Source organism: Mesorhizobium sp. WSM4887, assembly GCF_029625865.1.
Classification (GTDB): Bacteria; Pseudomonadota; Alphaproteobacteria; order Rhizobiales; family Rhizobiaceae; genus Mesorhizobium.
In genome coordinates this window covers 38,732-60,276 of sequence record NZ_JARTVP010000012.1, presented here as the reverse complement: position 1 = coordinate 60,276, position 21,545 = coordinate 38,732, and the positions used below count along the sequence as shown (strand labels likewise).

The following is a 21,545-nucleotide window of genomic DNA, read 5'->3' as shown; positions in this document are numbered from 1 at the left end:
TTCGTCACGTACGACCGAATAGTCGCTTGGCTCCAATCGCACGCACAAGGCAGGTTACCGTGAACAAGACTATCTGTGGAGTGGATGTTTCGAAAGACTGGCTCGATACCCATGTCGTGCCGAGCGGAGCGGCGGGCCGCTTTCGCAACGATGCGGCAGGCATAGCCGAGCTTGCTGCCTGGTGTTAGGTCAATGGTGTCGAGCTCGTCGTCATGGAGGCCAGTGGCGGCTACGAACGGCTTCCCTTCCTGCTGTCGTGGGAGTTGGGAGTAGCCTGCGGCATGGCCAATGCGAGGAGCGTACGCTGATTCGCCGAGGCGATGGGCTTCCTGGAGAAGACCGACAGGATCGACGCCGCCGTCATCGCCCGCTATAGCGAGGTCAAACGGCTGCAGCCGACGCTGCCGCCGAGCGCGGCCCAGCAGCGGCTCAAGGCGCTGGTCGCCCGGCTTTCCCAGGTAACCGCCGATCTCACCGTCCAGAAGCAGCGCAAGAGCGCTGCCACTGATGCCGATACCATTGCCTGCGTATTCCGATGAAGCCGGCCACCGATTCCGATTTGAAGCCGGCCAGTCATTCCGATTTCATTCCGGCCAGCATTCCGATTTGAAGGCGGCCATTTTTCGGTCTGATCCTGGGTCTCGTTGATGTTTGGGTTGGGTTTTGTTTCAGGTCAAGCTGACGGATAAGCCCGAAAGCGGCACCATGCAAGAATACAATAGGTCCACCGGTTCCATTCTCGCAATACAAAGTCGCGACGGCCCCAATCAATATGCAATGTTCGGTGATCATTGTTTCCTCAGCAAAAGCGAGCCAGATCGGTCTGCATTATGCATATGGGAAGCGAGGCTTCTGGTATTTACTTCATAAGCGTAGCAGCGTCTACAGGCCTTTTGCGCCAATTGCCCCCTAGCCGAACGCAGGAATTCGGCGTAGGCGCCCCAGTTCTTCAACCGCGAATTTGCAGGAAATTCCTAAACAAGCGCGGTGACCGTCTAGTGCATCAAGTTACGCGCGGAGCATCCTCCCCAATGCCTGCATCTGCGGCCTTCTAATCCGATCAATGTGGTCGCAAGCGGGGTGCGACCCGAAGCGCGCAATCACCATCTCCGCCTTTGGCGCTATGTACAGGTTCTGGCCGTAAAGGCCCCGACCTTCAATAGCATCAAGCTCGTCGTGTGATACCCACCATTGGCTTCGGTATGTATAGCCGAATGGGAGGTCCGGCTTGGCGGGGTGGTCGAGATCTTGAAGGTCGTAGACAACACTCGCGGGAACCAGTTGCTTGCCATTACACGAGCCTTCACATCGCATCAGCTCGCCGAAACGCGCCAAGTCGCGCAACGTCACATTGAGTCCGCTATGCGCCCTCGGCATACCGTTTGTCGGGTCGATCTCGACATAGGCGTCTTCTTCGCAGCCCAGTGGCAACCATAAGCGCTCCTCCAACAGTTGTGCGAACGACCGGCCCGTTGCGCGCGACATAACCCAAGCCATAACATTGGTATCGACGCCTTTGTAGACAAATTTGCCGTGCGCCCCTTCCTTTCGTATGGTACGCAGGTATTCGCATCTATATGACTTGTCTACACTTGTGTAATCTTCAGTAAAAGCAACGTTAGTTTGCATGTCCATGACTTGGCGGAGCGTTGCATCTTCCCACCCTGTACCTCGTAATTCCGGCACAAACTGCGATATTGTCTTCCTGTCGTCGAGAATGCCCTCATGCACCAACGCCGCGGCTAGGGTGCCCGCATACGATTTGGTGATTGACTGACACGAATGTTGTACGTGCGGCGCGAGTGCGCCGAAGTATCGTTCGTATATGATCCGCCCCCGATGCAGGACCAAAATGCCGTCGGTGTAGGTGTCGAATAGCGCCTCCTCGAACCGGTTGGTGCGGTCGTCCATGTCGACGAACGTGAGCCCATCGATTTCGGTAGACCTGTTGCTGCACTCAAGCTGCGACGGTCCGCCCCGCCCTCGCCACACTTGGACTGTGGGCCGCAGCTCACGCATATGCGATAGCGACCAGCGAAGCTGAGGAAAGGTCCAAACAGTTTCATTCTCGAATGTTACACGCTTGTCTGGCGGCGGCGGCGCACCGCGCATCCAGCCAAATTCGCGAGGATCCGATGCACGGCCGTCCAGGTATTGCTGTCCGTCGAATTCGAGTACGCTCTCCGACGCGTTACCGACGGTTTGCCGTTGTTTGAATTCTGTCATACATGGGATCCAATTTCATGCCTAGGCGCCCCCGGCGCCAGCTGGCTATCGAGAGTTGCGACCCAACCTCGGGAGTTCGGACTGGACTAAATCACAACATGTTATGATCATAGCAGCGGCAGGCGCGCATTCTATGCGAAATGTCCTCGACAACGCAGCAAATCAGCGTTGTATTGCGGCCGGCGCATACTTGCGGCCCCGCTCTCGCGTGGCAAGTAGGACCTAACTTGCCGAACGCTTCCAGCTACAAGAGGCATGAGCCATCATGCGCAGTATGCCGAGTACATCTCGATTAAACCGGGTCCGAACGGGTTGACAATTGTAACGCGTCTCCGCTGTCCGAGCTACGATGAGTCAAAAATTCTCTGGTCTATCAACGATGTTGACCCAGAGGGATACGTGCGAACTCGCAAGGCAAGAAATCGCGAAATGGCATGGGCGACTCTGCATGTTGGCGACGCGATAGTGGATAACGCCGTCGCCTTCGTAGGTGGGCTCGGCTTGAGTCGTCGCATGCGACGTCTCGAAGCAACCGCCCTGGTCAATAGCGACGTCGACCAGCTCCGAGCCCTTCTTCATGCCGGACATCATTTCGCGGGTGACGAGCTTTGGCGCGGCAGCACCGGCGATCAGCACGGCCCCGACCACGATGTCGGCAGAGAAGCATTCTTCCTCGAGCGCCCCGACGGTTGAGTAGCGGGTGCGCACACGGCCGGCGAAGAGGTCGTCGAGATTAGGGAGGTCGAGATTAGGGAGGTCGAGATTAGGGAGAGAGAGGGGCTTGGACCGCAGTTCCCACGTGACCAGAGTCAGCCCTGCAAGGTGTAATTCAACGCGCCAGTCCAGTTTAGATCCTTCCAAACAAGACGTCTTGTGGCGATGCAATCTGCAGCCTTCGGAGTCCAGCGAGTTGGCGAGTTCGCCGACCTCTCTGAGGCCAGGGTATCCGTGCTTTGTGAAATCGCCAGAGCGATCCGGCGAAAGCCAAGGGTAGTTCGCAGGAAACCTGCATCATCGAACTCGATTTCGCTGAATGCCAACAATGCAGAGCGATAAGGTGTCGTTCGTTAAATGACGGACCGGGATGGGTCCAATCAGCAGGGAGCAATGGCGCACCGCTAAGACACTCCTCTCGGTGGCGACGAAGGTAGCTTTCAAGAAAATAAGAACGAGAAAAAAGGGAACTATAGATGAACAATCATGTAACGACGGTCGTAGTTGCAGTCTCCATGGCGGTTGCGTCGATGTCTTTGTCAGCCAAGGCTTGCGCCGGCGAAGTCCTTGATCGTGTGCTCGCGGCACAGACATTGACGGTAGCGGTCGGGTCCGACTGGGGAGCCTTGTCTCACTTGAACGACCAACATGAACTCGACGGTGATGATGTAGAGGTCGCGAAGGGCATTGCGGACTACTTGGGCGTGAAGATCAAATTCGTGACCCCGGGCTGGGATATCATTCAGGCAGGCCAGTGGGGGGGGCGTTGGGACATGGCCATGGGTCAAATGACGCCGACCAACGATCGCGCCAAAAAATTCGCCTTCCCGGCCATGTACTTCTACGAAGGCGAAGTCGCTGTCGTTCACAAGGATAGCAAAGCGACGAAGCCTTCCGACCTGGAGGGCAAGATCGTCGGCGTCCGAGCGGGAACTCTTGGCGATTTGTATGCCAATCACAAGCTCACACCGGCATGGATCGGCGCTAAGCCAATACAATATCAATTTACAGCGGGCCAAGTGAAGGCTTATCCAAGTGCTAACTCTCTTACGCTTGACGACCTGCGCCTCGGCGATGGTGTTCGTCTCGATGGCGTCATTACTGAAGGAACGACGGCGGCTGCGGCAATCAAATCTGGCTATCCATTGAAGGTTATTGGCGATCCCTTATTCTACGCCCCGGGCGCTGTCACAATCGAGCGTGGCGATAAGGAGTTTATCGACAAGGTCGCTGCCGCGGTCAAGAAGATGAAGGATGACGGCACTCTTGCTAAACTCTCGGTCAAGTGGTTCGGGGGGGATTTCAGCGTCGATAAATAACATGACACAATCGTGGGCGTCCCCTTCCCGGGGGCGCCTCTTCTTAGGAAGAAAATGCTTATGCTTTACCACGATACAGTTGAATCTGAGGTGCTCGTCCACAAGCCATGGTTTATCGGCTGCATATTTGCAATTGTGCTCGCGGTTTTTCTTATCTTCAACGTAGCGGGCACCACGATGGGCGAACTCCTACGGCCCGTGATTGGCGATCACGCACAAGTGAAGTTTTACAGTCGCATTGCGATCGCTTTTGTAATTGCCGCAATGTTCTGCCTCAACCTCGTGCTGATTGGTTTTGTCCCGCTCAAAATCCAAATCGGGATCGTATGGTTTGAGTTGGTGCTACTGTTCCTTTCGCTCTTCGCGGCATTTGACTTAAGCATGCCATTTATTTGGGCAAACCTGCCATTTCTAATTACGCAGGGGGTAGTTACTACAGTTTACGTATCAGCGATGTCACTGCTATTTGCGTCGGCTATCGCAATAATCGGCGCGATTGCGAAACTGTCAAGCAACGGCATGGCTTACGCGATAGTCAGCTTCTACACTTCATGCTTCCGGGGTCTGCCGCTTCTCATGCAGGTTTATCTGATCTACATGGGCTTGCCCCAGGTAGGTTACGTTATTAATGCCGTGCCTGCAGGCGTGTTGGCGCTTTCGCTATGCAGTGGTGCCTACATGACGGAGATCTTCCGTTCGGGCATAGCCAGCATCGATCGCGGCCAGTGGGAGGCATCCCGGTCATTAGGTTTCGGCTTTGCGCTCACAATGCGCAGAATCATTCTGCCGCAAGCGCTTCCGGTTATCATTCCCCCGATGGGAAACACGTTCATCTCAATGCTCAAAGACAGCTCTCTCGTTTCGGTTCTTGGCGTTTGGGAGCTGACGTATCTAGCTCACTCACTCGGCCAGCCAACCTTCCATACTATGGAGATGCTAGTAACAGCGGCAATGATTTATTGGATTTTATCCGCCTGCCTGGAACTGGTCCAATCCCGGATCGAGGACCATTTTGCCAGAAGTAAGAAGCGATGATCGTGAATTCATTGGTCAAGCTAAAAAAGACGTCTAAGTTGGTTCGGCCATTTTCAAGGCACTTACAGATGCGCCAATGAACAAGAGAGATGCAATATTGAGCGACGAAGTCATCGAAGCTAAGAATGTATCCAAATGGTATGGTGCCTTCAGAGCACTAACTGACATCAACCTAACCGTCCGCAAGGGCGAACGTATCGTCATCTGTGGGCCCTCAGGCTCGGGAAAGTCGACGCTGATCCGTTGCGTCAATCGGCTCGAAGCGCACCAGGATGGCGAGATTACCGTCACTGGGATTAGGTTACATAACAAAATGCGCAACGTAGCTGAAGTTCGCAAAAGCGTCGGCATGGTTTTTCAGCACTTTAATCTTTTCCCGCACATGACCGTGCTGATGAACTGTATGGCGGCGCCGATGTGGATAAAGGGCGTTCCAGAGGGTGAGGCTAGAAAGATCGCGCTTAAATTCCTAGAGCGCGTGCGCATTCCCGAACAGGCGAACAAATATCCGGCTCAGCTCTCCGGGGGACAGCAGCAGCGCGTCGCAATTGCCCGGTCCCTCTGTATGGAGCCTGCAGTCATGCTCTTCGATGAGCCGACCTCCTCGCTCGATCCAGAGATGGTCGCTGAAGTGCTCGAGACTGTGACCGGACTCGCACGCGACGGCATGACCATGGTATGCGTCACCCACGAGATGGGCTTTGCGCGCGCCGTGGCCGATCGAGTAATCTTCATGGATCGAGGTGAGATCGTCGAAGAGGGTACACCGCACGACTTCTTCAGAAACCCGCAGCACGAAAGAACGAAATTGTTTCTCAGCCAGATCTTGTCGCATTGAGGGAGCCATCCTTCAACGAGGCCGTTCGACCGAGTTACTGTGTATCGAATGCGTTGCCTCAGGCCAGCGAGACAACATGTGCGGATATTGTATTCGTACGTATTGGCTGACATACATCAGAGCGTTCTCGGCAAGCGCCTCGTTCCCGGAAGCGCGAGAGTAGGATCCCGCTGAGCTTGTGCGCAGCCCACCGTGCCAGTTCGCGTCCAGGCGCGCTGAGGATTGGCTCGCCACACATGATCAGGTTGCAAGAGTGCGGCCTCAACCCTCTGCCCGCAACCGACCACAATCTGCAGACGTCGTCCTCTGGCAGATTCCCGACCATCTTTGGGTGAACCAAACGGATCAACACATGTTAAAGAACATAACCTTCGACCGCCACAGCTCCGACAAGCTTAAGAGTGAGGTCACGATCGACATTGATAAATGGGGGGTTCCTCATATCAAGGCTCAGAACTTGCACGACCTATTTTTCGCGCAGGGTTGGAATGCAGCTCGAGACCGCCTCTGGCAAATTGATATTGCGCGCAAACGAGGTCTCGGTCTCCTGTCACGAGACTTTGGCCCCGGATATTTGGAGCAGGATCGGGCGGCGCGTCTCTTTTTATTTCGCGGAGCCATGAGTGCAGAATGGCAGGCGTACGGCCCGGATTCCGAAGAGATATGCTCAGCGTTTGCCGAGGGGATCAATTCCTACGTAGACAGTTGCCATGACGGTTTGATTGCCTTGCCACCCGAGTTTGGCCTCCTCGGTCACACTCCCGACTATTGGAAACCCGAAGACGTCGTTCGCGTGCGAACGCACTCACTAACCCGAAATGCGATTTCGGAGCTTCTGCGCTGCAGGGTGATGGCATTGGCAGGTGTGGAACGAGGTACCCGCCTCGACAGGTTGAGACAAGAATTGTCACCTCCGATAGCGCCACGACCAGCGGAGGGCCTTGACCTCGCCTTTATGACAGATCGAGTACTGCAGGATTTTCGCTTGGCAATCTGTCCCGTCTCATTCTCGAGGGAAAGACTTGCAGCAAGTCTTCAGGAAGCTGACCGTTGGACCCGCGTAACACCGAGTGATGAGATCATGCAGACGGTGTTCCAAGAGGGCTCAAACAACTGGGCCATATCCGCAACAAAAACCACAACGGAGCGACCAATCCTTGCTCTAGACCCGCATCGCAAGCACGTCCTTCCGTCCATCAGGTATCTTGTACACCTGAGTATGCCCGGGCTCGATGTAATTGGCGCTGGAGAGCCTATGATCCCAGGAATCTCCATGGGTCACAACGGGACAGCCGCCTTTGGTCTGACTATTTTCGGCGCTGACCAAGAAGATATTTATGTTTACGAAACCAAGAGTGAGGGAAATAAATACTTATATAAAGGGGCCTGGGAGCAGGTGAAGACTATACACGAGAAAATTCCAGTTCGCGCCCACACCGACCAGGAGGTAAAGCTTCAGTTCACACGCCATGGACCCATTTTAAACCAAAATGCTGAAAAAGACCGCGCCTTCGCACTGAGAACCGTATGGATGGATCCCGGCATGGCACCTTACATGGCCAGCTTGGCCGTAATGCGCTCTAAGACATTTTCAGAATACACCTCCAGTCTAGCAAACTGGGGTTGTCCTTCAGTTAATCACATCTATGCGGACACGTCGAATGTAATTGCGTGGAAACCGTCAGGTGCGGCTCCGGTCCGAAGAAATTGGGACGGCCTGCTTCCGGTTCCAGGAGACGGTCGGTTCGAATGGGAAGGGTATTTGTCACCGGACGATGGGCCGTTCGAGATGAACCCCGCCAAAGGTTTTGTCGCCACTGCCAACGCAATGAATGTTCCGGAGGAATGGAGTAGATCGCATCCTGCTTTTGGCTACGAGTGGTCTGACAGCAGCAGACATGATACCCTTCATACAACTCTCTCACGATCAGAGAAGATCTCGTTGCGGGACTGCATGTCGCTGCAATGTTCGGTGTATTCGCCGATAGCAGTTCGTATTCTTGCGAAACTAGACACTCTTCTCGGTTCGGTTGCAAACATGCCTGCGTTGCACTTATTTTCTAACTGGGACCGGCATTTGGATGCGAGTTCGCCAGCCGCCGCGTTCTTTGAGATTTGGCTTAGCAAACACCTTGGCCCGACAGTAGCTCGCTTAGAAAGCGCTGACGATGAAGTGTTGGCACTGCTCGTGCCTTTACAGCCTTCGGCCATAGCCTCTTGGCTCGAACAGGCAGAGCCTAGTGAAAAGTTGAAGCATTCCATAATGGAATCCCTAACTTCTGCCTGGAGTGAATGCATATGTCGATTTGGCGACGATTCTGCCTCATGGGCATGGGGCAGTATACATAAGCTTGATTTGCGCCACCCTCTGCAGGCACTGACGTCTGAACAATGGTCGTTGGGCGCCATAGCCCTCGGCGGAAGTAGCTCAACGCTCAATTTTTCGAGTTACCGAAGCGGCCAATTCTCTGTTTCAGAAGGACCGTCAGTGCGGATAATCATGGACGTTGGGTCATGGGATGACAGTCTCTTTATTAACAATCCAGGTCAGTCGGGTGTTCCGATCTCAAGTCATTATCGTGACCTCAATCACGATTGGCAACGGGGCGAATACAAGCCCTTGTTATATTCAGAGGAGTCCATACGGAGGGAGCTCGAACATAGGGTCGTCCTGTCTCCCGCTGACTGTTGAGGATGCGACAGTATAGGCCGCTTACCATTGTAGCAGGAACATATCGGTCGAACTCACCTGGCGGCAAGGTGAGGATCGACACTTTAGCGCCCGCCGGCCGACTTTGATATTGACAGCGGAACGCCCGGCCGGAATCTGGATGCGCTTGTGGGGCAATGATCCCGCTGGTGTGCGGCGACCACCCCTGATCGTCACGAGCAGGGCCGTCGCGGCCTCCAATAATGTTGCAGGAGACTTAGAAGCGGGATGTCCCGCATTGGCAATTGCTCTGCCTTGGGGCCATAGGGAAGAGGGGTAAGGTGCTGGCCCGACCACCGGAGAGCGCGTCTGTTACTACAAGGCTCGATCGCGGCCGCATCACGGCCCTCGGCGGCTGCCGATAACGCGCGCTTCGGGCGCTACCAGTACGCATTGGCGATAATCGCATCTGCTGTAGGAGAGCACTTGATTCGAGACTGACAGTGCGACGGTCAACAGGGTTCGCTATCATTGTCGAGCCGAGTTCAAGAATGGACACATACCTCAGGGAGGACCTTTCAGGGGGCAGACCATTGTCTGTCTCCTCATCCGAGAAACAAGCTAACCTCGCAGAGAGTGGCATCAGGGCAACACGTCATTGTCCTTCGATGCGACTGAATATCGACGACTTCAACGCGGCTTGCCGCCTTCGCGTATAGCCGCAGGACCTTGAATGCCGGGAACCAGCCGAGAAATGTTGGCGGTGGGTGAGCGCCTTTCATTTTTCAAGTCCGCTACATTCTGTCTGTCATATACCCGAAGGCGGCGATGCTTGTTGCCCGCCCGATGTGGTTAGCAGTTGACGTGCCTTCTTATGTATCTTCATTCAGCCTGCGGTGGCACGCTGGCCGTTTCGTTGAATGGCGGGGGAAAAAAGGCGTTGATGACTCAGGCTTGCGTGGAGCACTCGTGGGGCGCTCGATTGACAATGTTATTCGTGGAGAATGCTTTCCTTTGTGGAGGAGGATGATTCTCTCGTCCAGTTCCTTGTCGGCCTCGGTAAGGCGATGATTCAGGCGAAGGTAGTCGGTCCAGGTCGGCGTACGGAATGTCTCCGTCCATAGCACAGGCTCCTGAAGGTTGCGCTGGAGAGTCCAGTGCCGAGCACCAACGCGACTCTGTACATGCCGGCACCCGCGCATGGCGAGGAATTCTTCTAGATTTTCCACGAGTATGAGGTACTCGACTTTGACCACGATGGGGCCGCTTCTCGGCTTGAGACTGAGGGCGACTGCCGGCGCGTCGAATTCCTCCAAAGGGTCGGGCTCGGCCTCGCGACCCTCGCGAAGGGGAAACAGGACGCCGCTCGCAATGGAAGAGGCAGTGCCAGAAAAAGGGAGCACGCCGCACAGGCGACGCATGCCAGCGTCATTAGTTGCTCTTCTGACAAGCTCCGTCTTAATAGGCTGTTGGCGACGCCAGCCATGACGGCGCCTGTGCCGAAGCCGGCGATGATGGTGCCATAGGCGAGCGGTCCTTCGCCCAGCTGATCGCGGACAACCAATGGCAGCAGTGCGAGTATGGCGATGCCCGACAGGCCAAAGAAGGTTCCGCGGGCGATCGCCGTCTTGATTTCCGATGACATCGCTGTGAAGCGCAGCCTGTCATAGATGGCCGTCCTCATTGACTCACGTGGGAGAAGTGAGGAGCGAACCTTCCATTTGCATCGCCATATGGTGACCAAAGGGATCATATAGGTGAGTGTAAACATAGCGAAAGCCGTCATAAGTCCGAACGACGCAATCATGATGCCGCGAGCGCCGGTCCCACGGTCCGTGCAGTGTTGAAGCCAATGGAGAGGAGGGTGACGGCAGCGGGAACTTCGCGTCGGTCCACAATATCGCCAACAGAAGCCTGCCAGGCGGTATCGTTGAGCGCGGCACCACTTGCGATCAAGAAGCTGAAGCCGAAGATCATCCACGGGGCGATAAAGCCCAGCACCACTGAAGCCGTAGCATCGCGGATGCTATTACCATTAGGCATCGGCCGGCGAACATGACTCTTCGACGGCTGAAGTTGTCGGCGAGAACCCCTAGCGAAAATGGACAAAATGAAAGCGGGCAGGTTAGACGAAGCCTGCTCGAGCGCAACCATCAGATCGGAGGTCGGAACCGTTGCCATTAGCCAGCTGATAGCAACGGTCTGCATCAGCCAGCCAAGGGAAGAGACTTGAGAGGCTAAACCAGATTGAGCGAAATGTCGTATTCCTGAGCGGCGCAAACGTCTTCGGCGAAACTACATCCGCATCTGCGCCCGCCGCTTTGCTCATTGCTCCGACCGATTCGGTTCCGCCAAGCTTAACCACTTCGCGCGACACGATCCTCTTACACGTCGGATGCGCCAAATGCAGTCTTTGTATTAGTGTCATCTGGTAGCGAGATGCGGAGGTGGCGGCGGAGAGCCGTCGCTGGTGTCGCAGCGGCCTTACATCAGTGCAAACATGCTGTTGCGTGGCGCCGGCACAGTTCCCCCGGCGTCGGCGGCTTCGCCGGCAAGAATGCGAAGGCGCGCCGACTCGCTGCCAAGCTCAAGGTCGTCAGCATGGTTCTTCTGGCCGAGGCTGACGAGCTTGCCGAGCAACTCGGCGCCTTTGTCGGCGATCCTCTGGCGAGAACAAAGCTGTCGGAGACCAGCGTTGCCTGCATTGAGCGGCCGATGAAGGCACTATGCGCATCTCGCTGCGAGATGCAGCCGATATAAAAACAGCATTTGACGCTAGCCGCCAGGAAAGGGGATTGTCACCCCGCATGAGCCGGCGAAGCTTTTGTTCAATTTCGAACATGGACGCGATCGCGCGTTTTGCGCAACCAAACCACGACACACTGATTGAGGTGAGATATGGCGACGACACGCTCCGCAATTCCTCTGACTGGTGTACCGTTTCCGATATCAGAGTATGAGCGCCGGCAAAACAATGTGCTGGATGCGGTTGCTACGGCAGGCTTGGACGCAATCGTAGTAACGGCGCACGGCCACTTGAAGTATCTCAGCGGCTACGATGGGAGCGGTGGATATTTCGCGCCTTTCCCTCTTATTCTGATGCCGGGTCGGGTCCCGATATTTGTTGTCCGAGAATATGACGAGCAGGCAGTACGTTCATATAGCTGCATCGAGGAAATTGAAACCTATACACATCAGCCTGATTTTGGCAGGGTCTGCGCCGATGTATTGCGTCGACTCGGACTGGACAATAAGCGAGTCGGTTTCGAGCTTGGCTGCTGGAATCTCGCGCCCGCCGACGTGCGCGCAGTCCAAGACCAGCTCCCGGATCTGAAGATTACTGACGTCACCCGACTGGTCTCGTCAGTGTCAGCAGTGAAAGGAGAACTTGAGTTGGCGTGTATGCGCGATGCTGTTCGACTCACTGACGTGGCAATTCGAACCTTTCAGCAATCGCTTCGTCCCGGCATTACGGAGATCGAAATGGCAGCGGCCCTAGCTGCGGCGGTAACAAACGACCCCAGCAACGCCGCTGGGGATATCGGGCTTGCGCCGGGTACCATTTTGTTTGGAGAGCGAGTGAAGTTGCCCCATGCGCCAGCGACCCATCATCCTCTCAGCAACAACGAACCTGCCTTTCTGGAGATAGGGGCTTCGAAACACGGGTATACAGTGGGAATGGTTCGATGCGCAGTCCTTGGCAAACATCCCGAAACCGAATCTTTGCACGGCTTGGCTGAAGAGGTCATTGCGGCCCTTGTCTCCTCGATTCGACCAGGTGCTACGCCGGCGGACGTTCACGCTGCTGGGGGCGAGGTGTTGAAGCGATCTGGACGCAAGGGCGTCTTCCGCCAACGAACAGGATACCAAACTGGCATCAATTGGACTGAGCGCGGCGACCTAAGCCTGGAGCCCGATGTAAATGAACCACTCCGAGCTGGCATGACCCTGCACATGCCAAACATTTTGTGCAGCGAAAGTGGCTACCTATTTGGTGCCGGCGCACACGTGCTCGTGACAGAGCGCGGCGCGGAACTCCTGAGCGAAATCCCGCCAACACTTTATCGGGCGTGATGCTAGGCGGCGTGGACAAATTTGAGCCAGTATCTGGCGGTGGCTAGGTAGACCATTCCGAGGAAGCTATTGGCCAATTGATCGTAGCGGGTGGCAATGGCCCGGTTGATTTTGAGGTGGCCGAACATGCGCTCGATTCGGTTCCGCTGCTTGTAGAGCGCCCGGTCATACTCGATCTTCACGCGGCGGTTTGATCGGCCGGGTATGACGGGTTTAATCTTCCGCTCGGCGAGATCGGCGCGAATGGTATCGGCATCGTAGCCCTTGTCCGCAAGGAAGGCGTCCGGTGCACGAGTCCCCCTTTTCCGCCCGCTGCCGAGACATGGGCGCGAACTGTGGTGCTGTCGATGCTGTAGTGGCCGCTGTCCGCCATGACCTCGGCGAGCATTACCGCCACGGTCTCCCAGACCCCGGCCTCGCTCCAGCGTCGGAACCGACGATAGATGGTGTTCCAACTGCCGTATTTGGGCGGGACATCCCGCCATGGAGCGCCGCAGCGGAGCCGCCAGAGAATGCCGTTGATGATCGAACGATTCTGCTTGGGAGGTCTACCTCGGCCGCGTTTGTCAGGGTCGATGGGCAGCAAGCCCTTGAGAACACGCCATTCTGCTTCGGTGAGATCGCCCCTGCTCAAACCTGCCTCCAAAAAGCAGCCTTGAATCAATCCTCTTGGGCTACGTCAATCGCATCGACGTCCGAAATTCCGTAAGGCGGATATACTATTCCGCCAAGGTGATGGACAGTTCGAGAGGGCTGTCGCTATCCGCGAAAAATCGGCTGCCATCCTCAAACTCGATCACCACCTCTCCATCGCGGTGGCGCATGACACGGCGAACAACCTTGCCAATCAGCATCGACGTAGCTCGTTCGCTCTCTTCTTCCAGTGTCATTCCCAATGCTAACAACCCGATCGCAGGAAAGCGACCCTGCTAACATCGAATTTGTCCACGCCGCCTAGGGTCTGCGGTTTGCGGATTGAGTGGCAAAGCGCATGCAGTCCTGGAAAGTAGGTCGTGGGAGGGGGAGGAGTGTCGCGATGGTGACAGCTCTTCCTACTCAGACCTTTGCCATTGGCCGTTGCCAGCAGAGCCAGAGTTTATGATTGCCAGCACTTCGCAGCTGGTCCTCTAAGGCCGAAGCTTATCCATTTGAGGGCAAACGGCTTGTTATCGGGTCGCAGTCGCCGGCGCCAACACCGAGGCCTGAACGCGGGGCTATCTCGGTTCTAGATGGTTACGATATCCAAACTGCATTTGACGAAAACACCGGTGGCATCGATCATTAATTACGCACCGGCGCCTGATCCAAATTACTCAAATGCGGGAACGTGCCTATGGTTGGCGTTGACAGGTTCAAGGAGATCGAGATCGAAGCGATGACTTGGCGCCGGTACCTGCACGAGAATCCGGAGCTTGACTATCGGGTGAATGACACAGCGGCATTTGTGGCGGAAAAGCTGGCTTCCTTCGGGATTAACCACATCGAGTGCAGGATAGCTGAAACCGGCGTGGTTGCGTTGATCCAAGGTCAACTCGGAGATGGGCCCACTATCGGGTTGCGGGCCGACATGGACGCTCTGCCTATACTCGAAGCTTCAGGCAAACCTTGGACGTCGAAAAGGTCCGGACAGATGCACGCGTGTGGTCACGACGGGCATACTGCAATGCTCCTTGGCGCCGCGAAATACCTCGCCGCGACCCGGAACTTCAAAGGGTCCGTTGCCCTGATCTTCCAACCTGCCGAGGAAGATGGCCGCGGCGGCCAAAGAATGGTCCAGGAGGGGATCATGGACCGTTTCGGGATATCTCAGGTCTTTGGCATGCACAATTGGCCAGGCATGGAGGTTGGTGCGTTCGGCATTTGCGAAGGTTCGATTTTTGCCGCGCTCGACGAGTTCGATATTGTGGTCAAAGGCAGAGGGGGTCACGCGGCCGCTCCCCATCTGACAATTGACCCCGTCGTTGTTGCAGCTCAGATCATTTTAGGCTTGCAGACACTAGTCTCACGCAACACGGACCCCACCGAGTCCCTGGTGATCTCCGTCACAAAGCTGAACGCCGGACAAGCTTACAACATCATTCCCGAACGCGCGGAGATTGCCGGAACAGTCAGGACACTGTCACCGATTTTGCGCGACTTCGCTGAAAAACAGATTGAGGCGTGCGCGGAAAATATTGCACGCGCTTCCGGGGCGAAGGTCGAGTTTCAGCATCGCCGCCTGGAGCCCCTCACTGTCAATCATCCCGATCAAACGCGTCGGGCAACAGAGGTGGCGCGTGCTCTGGTCGGCCATTCATCGGTGAACCCCAAAGTCAAACCTAGTTTGGGGTCAGAGGACTTCGCGTACATGCTAGAGGCGCGGCCGGGGGCATGTATACTGCTTGGAAATGGATCGACTGCTGCTCTCCATAATCCAACCTACGACTTTAACGATGAAGCACTGCCATACGGCATTGGATACTGGGTCAACTTGGCCGAGGCTGCTCTAGCACCATGACATTGTCCAAGCAAAACAACCTTGGCTAATCAAGGCTGAGATCACAAGAAGAGGGTAACGACATGAAATACGAAATAAATCGCCGACGATTGCTGCAGGCGACATCGACCGCCATGGCGGCTGGCGCTCTGTCTTCAATTGCGGGCCGCGTTGCGGCCCAAACACCCAACCAGATCAACGTAGTGCTAGGCGGCGGCGATTGGGGAAAGGCTAACATTGAGGCTTACGCTAAGCCATTTGAAGCTGAGACCGGTATCAAGGTCAACCCAATCACCGACGACATGGGTATGGGACAGGTCGAGTTGATGGTAAAATCGGGCAATGTCACGGTAGATGTCGGGGCGCTTACGCAAGGGTCCGGCTTGGTCGCAGCTAAGAAAGGAATTCTTGAAGAAATTGATTACTCCTTGTTCAGGAAAGAAGAGCTAGACGGAATTTATGAATTTGCCAAGCAACCGTTTGGCGTGGCAAATTTGATTTACTCATATAATATGGTATATAGCACAGACGTATTCCCAGCTGATAAACCCCGGCCGACAAACTGGGCTGAATTCTGGGATGCTGATAAGTTTCCCGGCGTTCGCACCTTGGTGTCCGGCCAGTTTGGTTCAGAAGGACCCTGGGAAGAGGCCCTGTTAGCGGACGGTGTATCTCCCGATAAGCTCTACCCGATGGATATCGACCGGGTGTTTGCCAGTTTGGACAAAATAAAGCCGCACATCCGTAAGTGGTGGAGCAGCGGATCAGAGATTCAACAGATGTTGCATGATAAGGTCGTTGACATCGCTCAATCGTATGACGGAAGAGCTCTACTGTTGATCGATCAGGGCGCCGCGACGGAGATCAATCGAAACCAGGCGAAGCTGCAGTGGGATTATTGGGTCATTCCAAAGGGTTCACCCAACGCGAAGGCTGCGCAGAAGTTTATCGAATTCGCCACTCGCGCGGAACGTCAGGCAGCATTTTGCCAATTGTTTCCTGAGGGACCAAGCAACGGCAATGCGTTCAAACTTCTTCCCGAGAAAGTTGCGCGCAAGCTCCCTACCCACCCAGATTACATCAAGAGCAGCGTTTCCATCAACGGCAAATGGTACAATGAGGTAGGCCCCAGCGGTGTTTCCAACACTGAGATGCTTATCCAGCGGTGGAATGAGTGGATCCTGCAGTAGGGTTGGTTGAAGTGCGAAAGTCCGGTCGGGGTAACTCCATACCGGGCTAAAGTCGAAACTGATGCTGAAAATGTGACGGGGAGCGGGGTAGCCCACTAGCCTCTCCGCTCACGGCATCGGGTACGACGGCAGAAGGTACGGCAAATGCCTGCTAATGCACGCCAGCGATGGTGGAGGAGCCACAGTGAACATGCACGCAATGAATACCGCCCCCCGTTCGGAAGTTGACGCTGCAGATGTGAACCAATCGGTGCCACAAATTCAGTTCAGCAGTGTTACCAAGATGTACGGGAGTGTTCCGGCGGTCAGGGATCTGTCGCTGACCGTGCGTCGCGGCGAGTTCTTGACGATTCTCGGCCCGAGCGGCTCGGGTAAGACCACTACCCTGATGCTCTTGGCCGGCTTTGAGGCCCCGAGTTCGGGTGATATTATGATCGCCGGCCATTCAGTGGCTTCGGTCCCGTCCTACCGGCGCGATCAAGGAATTGTGTTCCAGAGCTATGCGCTGTTCCCGCATCTCACAGTGGCTCGAAACCTGGAATTCCCTCTCGAAATGCGGGGCATGGCTCCCGATCAGAGGAAGGTTCGGGTAGCCCGTATGCTTGAGCGCGTGCATCTAGGGGAATTCGGCGGTCGCATGCCATCCCAATTGAGTGGCGGTCAGCAGCAGCGCGTGGCGCTAGCCCGCGCGCTGATTGCCGATCCACCCTTCCTATTACTTGATGAACCGCTTGGCGCACTCGACCGTAACCTGCGTGAGCAGATGCAGATCGAGATGAAGAGCTTGCACAAGGAGTTCGGTATCACGACGGTGTGCGTTACGCATGACCAGGAGGAGGCGCTTACTCTGTCAGACCGGATTGTTGTAATGCGCGCAGGACGTGTCGAGCAAATCGATACACCAGAGGCCCTCTATGATCGGCCATCATCGTGCTTTGTCGCTAAATTTCTGGGTGAGGCGAACATTCTCGAGGATGCCTTGTTGCTGGCCAGAGGGGGCAACGCGCCGCAAATCGGCACCGTTGCGATGATAAGGCCAGAGCGCATCAGTGTACTTCCGAAGACTGCGGAGTGGGCTCAAACGGACCAGCGGCAATATGTTGCCGGTGCGGTCGACGATATGATTTTTGCCGGCCCTCTGCGAAAATACCATGTTCGCGTTGGCAACAATGTTCTCATCGTCCGGGAACATGTCGCGGCAGACCAACCTGTTTTCCAGCCAGGCGAGGAGGTTTGCCTCACGTGGCTGCGGTCAGACATTCGCTTCGTTTCGCCATAAGCGATTGATAAGGGATATCCATGAAGCTTTTGCGCAGAATGGCCAAGGTGCCACTTGGGTTAACCGCGCCCGCGTTCGCGCTTTTGCTTGTGGTTTTCGGTGCCCCTATAACCTTGCTTTTCCTAAGCAGTGTCAATGCCCCCGATTTCTCGTTCCAATACTACGGAGCGTTTTTCGCCCAGCCAGCTAATGTGCGGGTGCTCTTTCAAACGATAGAAATAAGTCTGGTCGCAACTGCCATCTGCTTAATCGTAGGCTATCCAACCGCGTATCTGATCGTCACGGCATCCAAGACTCTGCGCATGACGCTCATCGCTCTCGTGATCATCCCCTATTTGACCAGTGGGCTGGCGCGTACCTACGCATGGATTGTTATTCTTGGGGATCGCGGGGTCATCAACAACATCTTGCTGGACGTCGGATTGATCGATCGACCTCTGCAACTCATCTATAACCGAACCGCGGTCTATATTGGCATGGTCCACATCATGCTGCCGATGATGATACTTCCCTTGGTTAGTGCGATGATGGGGATCGATCGGTCCTTGATGGCTGCTGCACGCAGTATGGGAGCGGGACCTTTCACCGCTTTCAGGCGTGTATTTCTCCCCCTTAGCATTCCAGGCGCACGGAGTGGCTCGCTCCTAGTTTTTGTGTTCTGCCTAGGATTCTATATCACGCCGGCGGCACTTGGGGGATTGCGCGATGCCATGCTTTCAACCTTCATTGCGGCCGAGGTGAATAGCTCGTTCGATATTCCGCGCATTGCCGCTGCGTCCTTCATCCTTCTCGGGTTTGCCATTGTGGTGCTTTCCATGGTCGGGCTTGACCTCTCCGGCAAACAAGAGCAAAGCCAAACTCGAGCTCCGAAGGGCTCGATGTCCCGACTACCCATTGTTCTTGTTATCAAACGAAACTTCAGCGAAATTCTGCGTCCCTATCGTGTCAAACGGTGGACGGGACGGCGCTACGTGCCTGGGGCGGAAAGGCGATGGCCTAAAGTCGTCGCGATCGTTTTTATCGTTTTGGTGATGGCCTTTCTTTTATTCCCAGGGATAATCGTTGTCATCATGTCGTTCAGTTCCGGGGCATTTTTGCAATTTCCGCCTTCGGGCCTGTCGCTTCAATGGTATCGCTCGTTTTTCGGCGATGCATCTTGGAGCGGAGCAGCTTGGACCAGCGTCGAGATTGGTGTCGAGGTAGCTGTTATTTCTACTCTATTGGGAACACTTGCTGCTTTCGGATTGAGCCGAATAAGCGCAAGACTTCGCGGCGTGCTGACAATGATCATAATCACGCCTATCACCTTTCCAGTTATCGTGGTCGGTATCGCGACTTATCTGGGTCTCATCCAGATTGGTCTAATCGGCACAAAGGGTGGTATCGCCCTCGCTCACAGTATCGGCGCTGTTGGAATTGTGGTGGTGATCGTTTCTGCGACGTTGGCCAACTTCGATCGGACGTTAGAGCAGGCGGCCAAGAGTATGCGTGCCGGACCACTGCAAACGTTTTTTCGCGTAACACTGCCGTTAATCAGGCCGGGAGTGATCGGCGGCGCCATGTTCGCATTCCTCCAGTCATTCGATGAAGCGGTCATAACGTCTTTGGTCGGCGGTCTGTCGGTGCGGACGTTGCCCTTGAAGATGCTGGAGAATATCCGCCACCAAATCGACCCGACGATTGCTGCAGTCGCTTCTCTTTTGATGCTTCTGCCTTTAATCTGGATGCTTGTCCTCTATGCCGTCTGGTGGCGTTCTCGACCGAGCATGCAGCGAACATTACAGGAAGCCGCTGCCTAACTGGCGTGGCAGATCCACTTCCTGATGATGCGTCCGACCTATTCCTACGGACTGGCGACAAGCATCTGTTCGGGGCTTCAACGGGCGGATAAAATGGCCACCTGGTCCAAAACGGAAACCAGTAAAGCTCTTGCAATTATCATCTGGCACATGCGGATCAAGGATTCGGACTATGTCTGGGATCGGCCGGCCTTGCTCGCCAGCAAGCTCAGACCTGCCGATCCTCTTGCTGCGCGCCAGGATGGAATTCGAGGTCAACGGCGCTGACCGGATCGCACAGATCCTTCGCCCGTCTGAACAACGAACAGCTAGCCAACGTCAACCGGCTGATCGCGCGATTTCTGAAATCGGCTACCCACCGCGACTTTGACCTTCCTCCTCCCTTAGTGCACCGGGATCAAGGTGACGAACCAAGGGACAGGTCAGCAGAGCGAGCCCTGGTCATCTGAAAACGCGATGGTGCCGTCTCGGACATTATATTGGCGAAGTGGTGACCGCGTGTGCATAGTTCCAGGCGAAAAAAATAGCCGTGTACAAGACCATATGCCCGGTCAAAGTCGCCAGATCACCCGCAATAGGTTAAGCAATGAACGAAGCACCACATCTTACGTTTGATCTCGATGCGCATGGCGTGAGCAGAGGACACCTCGTTGTGCCGGGAGGCGCCGACCATGAAGAGTTCTCGCTTCCGGTTTTTAGTCTTAATAAGGGCGATGGACCGCGCCTTCTTATCACCGGTGGGAATCATGGCAATGAAATGGAGGGGCCATTAGTCGCGCGGCGGCTTATCGAGTGGCTGCCACAAGCGCAAACCAGTGGTAGGATCATCGTGCTGCCAGTGCTTAATCCATTGGCAGTTCAAGCATGGAGCCGCAATACTCCGCTTGATGGTTTGAATCTGAACCGCGTGTTTCCGGGCCGTGCCGACGGGTCTGTTACGGAACGAATCGCGGATGCGGTTTCACGCGTATTGTTGCCAAATGCCGACATCGTTTTCGATCTGCACAGCTTCGGCCCAACGTGGGATTTTCCCCCGGCGGTCATCACGCATCCAATTGCTGATGCGGATCTCATGGCTAAGACGCTCGCAATGGCAGCGGCATTTAAGCTGCCCGTAACATTGCTCTGGCAACATGACGACACGGCTGGGATGTTCGACAGTTGGGCACATAGCCTAGGGAAGGTATTCGTTTGCGCGGAATTCGGCGGTGGTACGGTTAGCGCAGAAGCTCTAGCGATTTATGAAGCTGGAGTTCGCAACGCGCTCGTTATGCTTGGACTCGTCGAAGGAAAAGTCGAGGACGTGTCTTTCCGTAACAAAAGGTCCAGTCAGACCCTTGAGACGCTGATATCAGACGAGTTGAAATCGCCCGCGCAGGGTATCTTCGAACCTCGCTGCTCTGTGTTGGATGAAGTGAGGTCGGGAGATCTTATAGGTATCCTACACTCTATGGATTCTGTTTCCGCTCCGTCCATTGACATCCGAGCGCCTGGGCCATCAATCGTCCTAGCCATAGGATCGGGCGCGCATGTCGACCGCAATGAAGGGGTAGCCATCCTTGCGCGGCCGCTGCATAACTAGAGGTACAGATTAGCCGCGCCTTGGCCAGCTGTAGTAACTCCGGTATGAAGGCACTGGCCTCGACTGGAGCTTATAGGCCAGCTCCTCGGATCGATCAGCGGCTGATCCTGTCTTCCAAAATCATGCCAAAAAGATTGCTTGATCCTTGATCGCTTGGTTTATACTAACCATGGTTGAAAGTGGCGGTCCGAGATGGGAGCTGGCCGGACGGATTGATCGCCTAGCTTCTGTTATGGAAGCAGGGGCGACGATCCGGCGCACCGCGACCAAGAGGGGAGGCGGACGGTGCCGTCCCCGCTGACGCCCGTAAAACAACTTTATCGTATCTTAAAACGAGATGGGCACGTTCGGGGCTTTATATTG

14 protein-coding genes and 4 pseudogenes are annotated in these 21,545 nt (G+C 55.3%); 12 read left to right on the top strand and 6 right to left on the bottom strand.

The features are described 5' to 3' along the window. Positions 1–116: 116 nt before the first annotated feature. Positions 117–503 (top strand): annotated as a pseudogene (locus P9230_RS27970) (transposase); the annotation flags it as partial. Between the two features lie 505 nt (positions 504–1,008). On the opposite strand, the gene P9230_RS27965 reads toward P9230_RS27970, so the two are convergent. Beyond that, positions 1,009–2,226, bottom strand: coding sequence for a serine hydrolase (locus tag P9230_RS27965; RefSeq protein WP_063169320.1), 1,218 nt, complete (start codon positions 2,224–2,226; stop codon positions 1,009–1,011). A 354-nt stretch (positions 2,227–2,580) separates the two neighbouring features. Beyond that, a pseudogene (locus P9230_RS27960) lies at positions 2,581–2,958 on the bottom strand (alanine dehydrogenase); the annotation flags it as partial. A gap of 458 nt (positions 2,959–3,416) precedes the next feature. Here P9230_RS27960 and P9230_RS27955 point away from each other — a divergent pair. The 4 genes from P9230_RS27955 (at position 3,417) to P9230_RS27940 (ending at position 8,824) form a co-directional block, all read left to right on the top strand. Further along, on the top strand, positions 3,417–4,259 hold the full coding sequence (locus tag P9230_RS27955; protein ID WP_063169318.1) for a transporter substrate-binding domain-containing protein: 843 nt from the start codon (positions 3,417–3,419) through the stop codon (positions 4,257–4,259). A gap of 60 nt (positions 4,260–4,319) precedes the next feature. Further along, a complete protein-coding gene (locus P9230_RS27950; protein WP_063170377.1) occupies positions 4,320–5,294 on the top strand; it encodes an amino acid ABC transporter permease in 975 nt (324 codons plus the stop codon). Between the two features lie 94 nt (positions 5,295–5,388). Then, entirely contained in the window at positions 5,389–6,132 is a 744-nt protein-coding gene (locus P9230_RS27945) for an amino acid ABC transporter ATP-binding protein (protein WP_135921822.1), read from the top strand. Between the two features lie 352 nt (positions 6,133–6,484). Further along, positions 6,485–8,824, top strand: coding sequence for a penicillin acylase family protein (locus P9230_RS27940; RefSeq protein ID WP_063170375.1), 2,340 nt, complete (start codon positions 6,485–6,487; stop codon positions 8,822–8,824). 830 nt (positions 8,825–9,654) lie between these two features. On the opposite strand, the pseudogene P9230_RS27935 reads toward P9230_RS27940, so the two are convergent. Further along, a pseudogene (locus P9230_RS27935) lies at positions 9,655–11,111 on the bottom strand (MFS transporter). A 155-nt stretch (positions 11,112–11,266) separates the two neighbouring features. After that, positions 11,267–11,422 carry a hypothetical protein gene (locus P9230_RS27930; RefSeq protein WP_164548527.1) on the bottom strand — a complete coding sequence of 52 codons (156 nt, stop codon included), beginning with the start codon at positions 11,420–11,422 and terminating at the stop codon, positions 11,267–11,269. Between the two features lie 258 nt (positions 11,423–11,680). Here P9230_RS27930 and P9230_RS27925 point away from each other — a divergent pair, with 258 nt between their 5' ends. Continuing rightward, positions 11,681–12,856: a Xaa-Pro peptidase family protein gene (locus P9230_RS27925; RefSeq protein WP_063169317.1), complete on the top strand. Its 1,176-nt coding sequence runs from the start codon at positions 11,681–11,683 to the stop codon at positions 12,854–12,856. Between the two features lie 2 nt (positions 12,857–12,858). Here P9230_RS27925 and P9230_RS27920 read toward each other — a convergent pair. Next, positions 12,859–13,490 (bottom strand): annotated as a pseudogene (locus tag P9230_RS27920) (IS5 family transposase). Between the two features lie 85 nt (positions 13,491–13,575). Beyond that, the gene (locus P9230_RS27915; RefSeq protein ID WP_164548526.1) at positions 13,576–13,746 is read right to left on the bottom strand and encodes a hypothetical protein; all 171 of its coding nucleotides are present in this window, start codon (positions 13,744–13,746) and stop codon (positions 13,576–13,578) included. Between the two features lie 443 nt (positions 13,747–14,189). On the opposite strand from P9230_RS27915, the gene P9230_RS27910 reads away from it, so the two are divergent. From P9230_RS27910 to P9230_RS27885, 6 genes are all read left to right on the top strand, one after another. After that, entirely contained in the window at positions 14,190–15,353 is a 1,164-nt protein-coding gene (locus tag P9230_RS27910; protein WP_063169316.1) for a M20 aminoacylase family protein, read from the top strand. Positions 15,354–15,415: 62 nt separating this feature from the next. Continuing rightward, positions 15,416–16,522, top strand: coding sequence for an ABC transporter substrate-binding protein (locus P9230_RS27905; RefSeq protein WP_063169315.1), 1,107 nt, complete (start codon positions 15,416–15,418; stop codon positions 16,520–16,522). A gap of 190 nt (positions 16,523–16,712) precedes the next feature. Then, positions 16,713–17,801, top strand: coding sequence for an ABC transporter ATP-binding protein (locus P9230_RS27900; RefSeq protein ID WP_224570037.1), 1,089 nt, complete (start codon positions 16,713–16,715; stop codon positions 17,799–17,801). A 20-nt stretch (positions 17,802–17,821) separates the two neighbouring features. Continuing rightward, entirely contained in the window at positions 17,822–19,600 is a 1,779-nt protein-coding gene (locus P9230_RS27895; protein WP_063169314.1) for an ABC transporter permease subunit, read from the top strand. A gap of 93 nt (positions 19,601–19,693) precedes the next feature. After that, the gene (locus P9230_RS27890) at positions 19,694–19,867 is read left to right on the top strand and encodes a hypothetical protein (RefSeq protein ID WP_164548525.1); all 174 of its coding nucleotides are present in this window, start codon (positions 19,694–19,696) and stop codon (positions 19,865–19,867) included. A gap of 319 nt (positions 19,868–20,186) precedes the next feature. Further along, positions 20,187–21,182: a succinylglutamate desuccinylase/aspartoacylase family protein gene (locus P9230_RS27885; RefSeq protein ID WP_063169313.1), complete on the top strand. Its 996-nt coding sequence runs from the start codon at positions 20,187–20,189 to the stop codon at positions 21,180–21,182. The last annotated feature ends 363 nt before the right edge of the window (positions 21,183–21,545 follow it).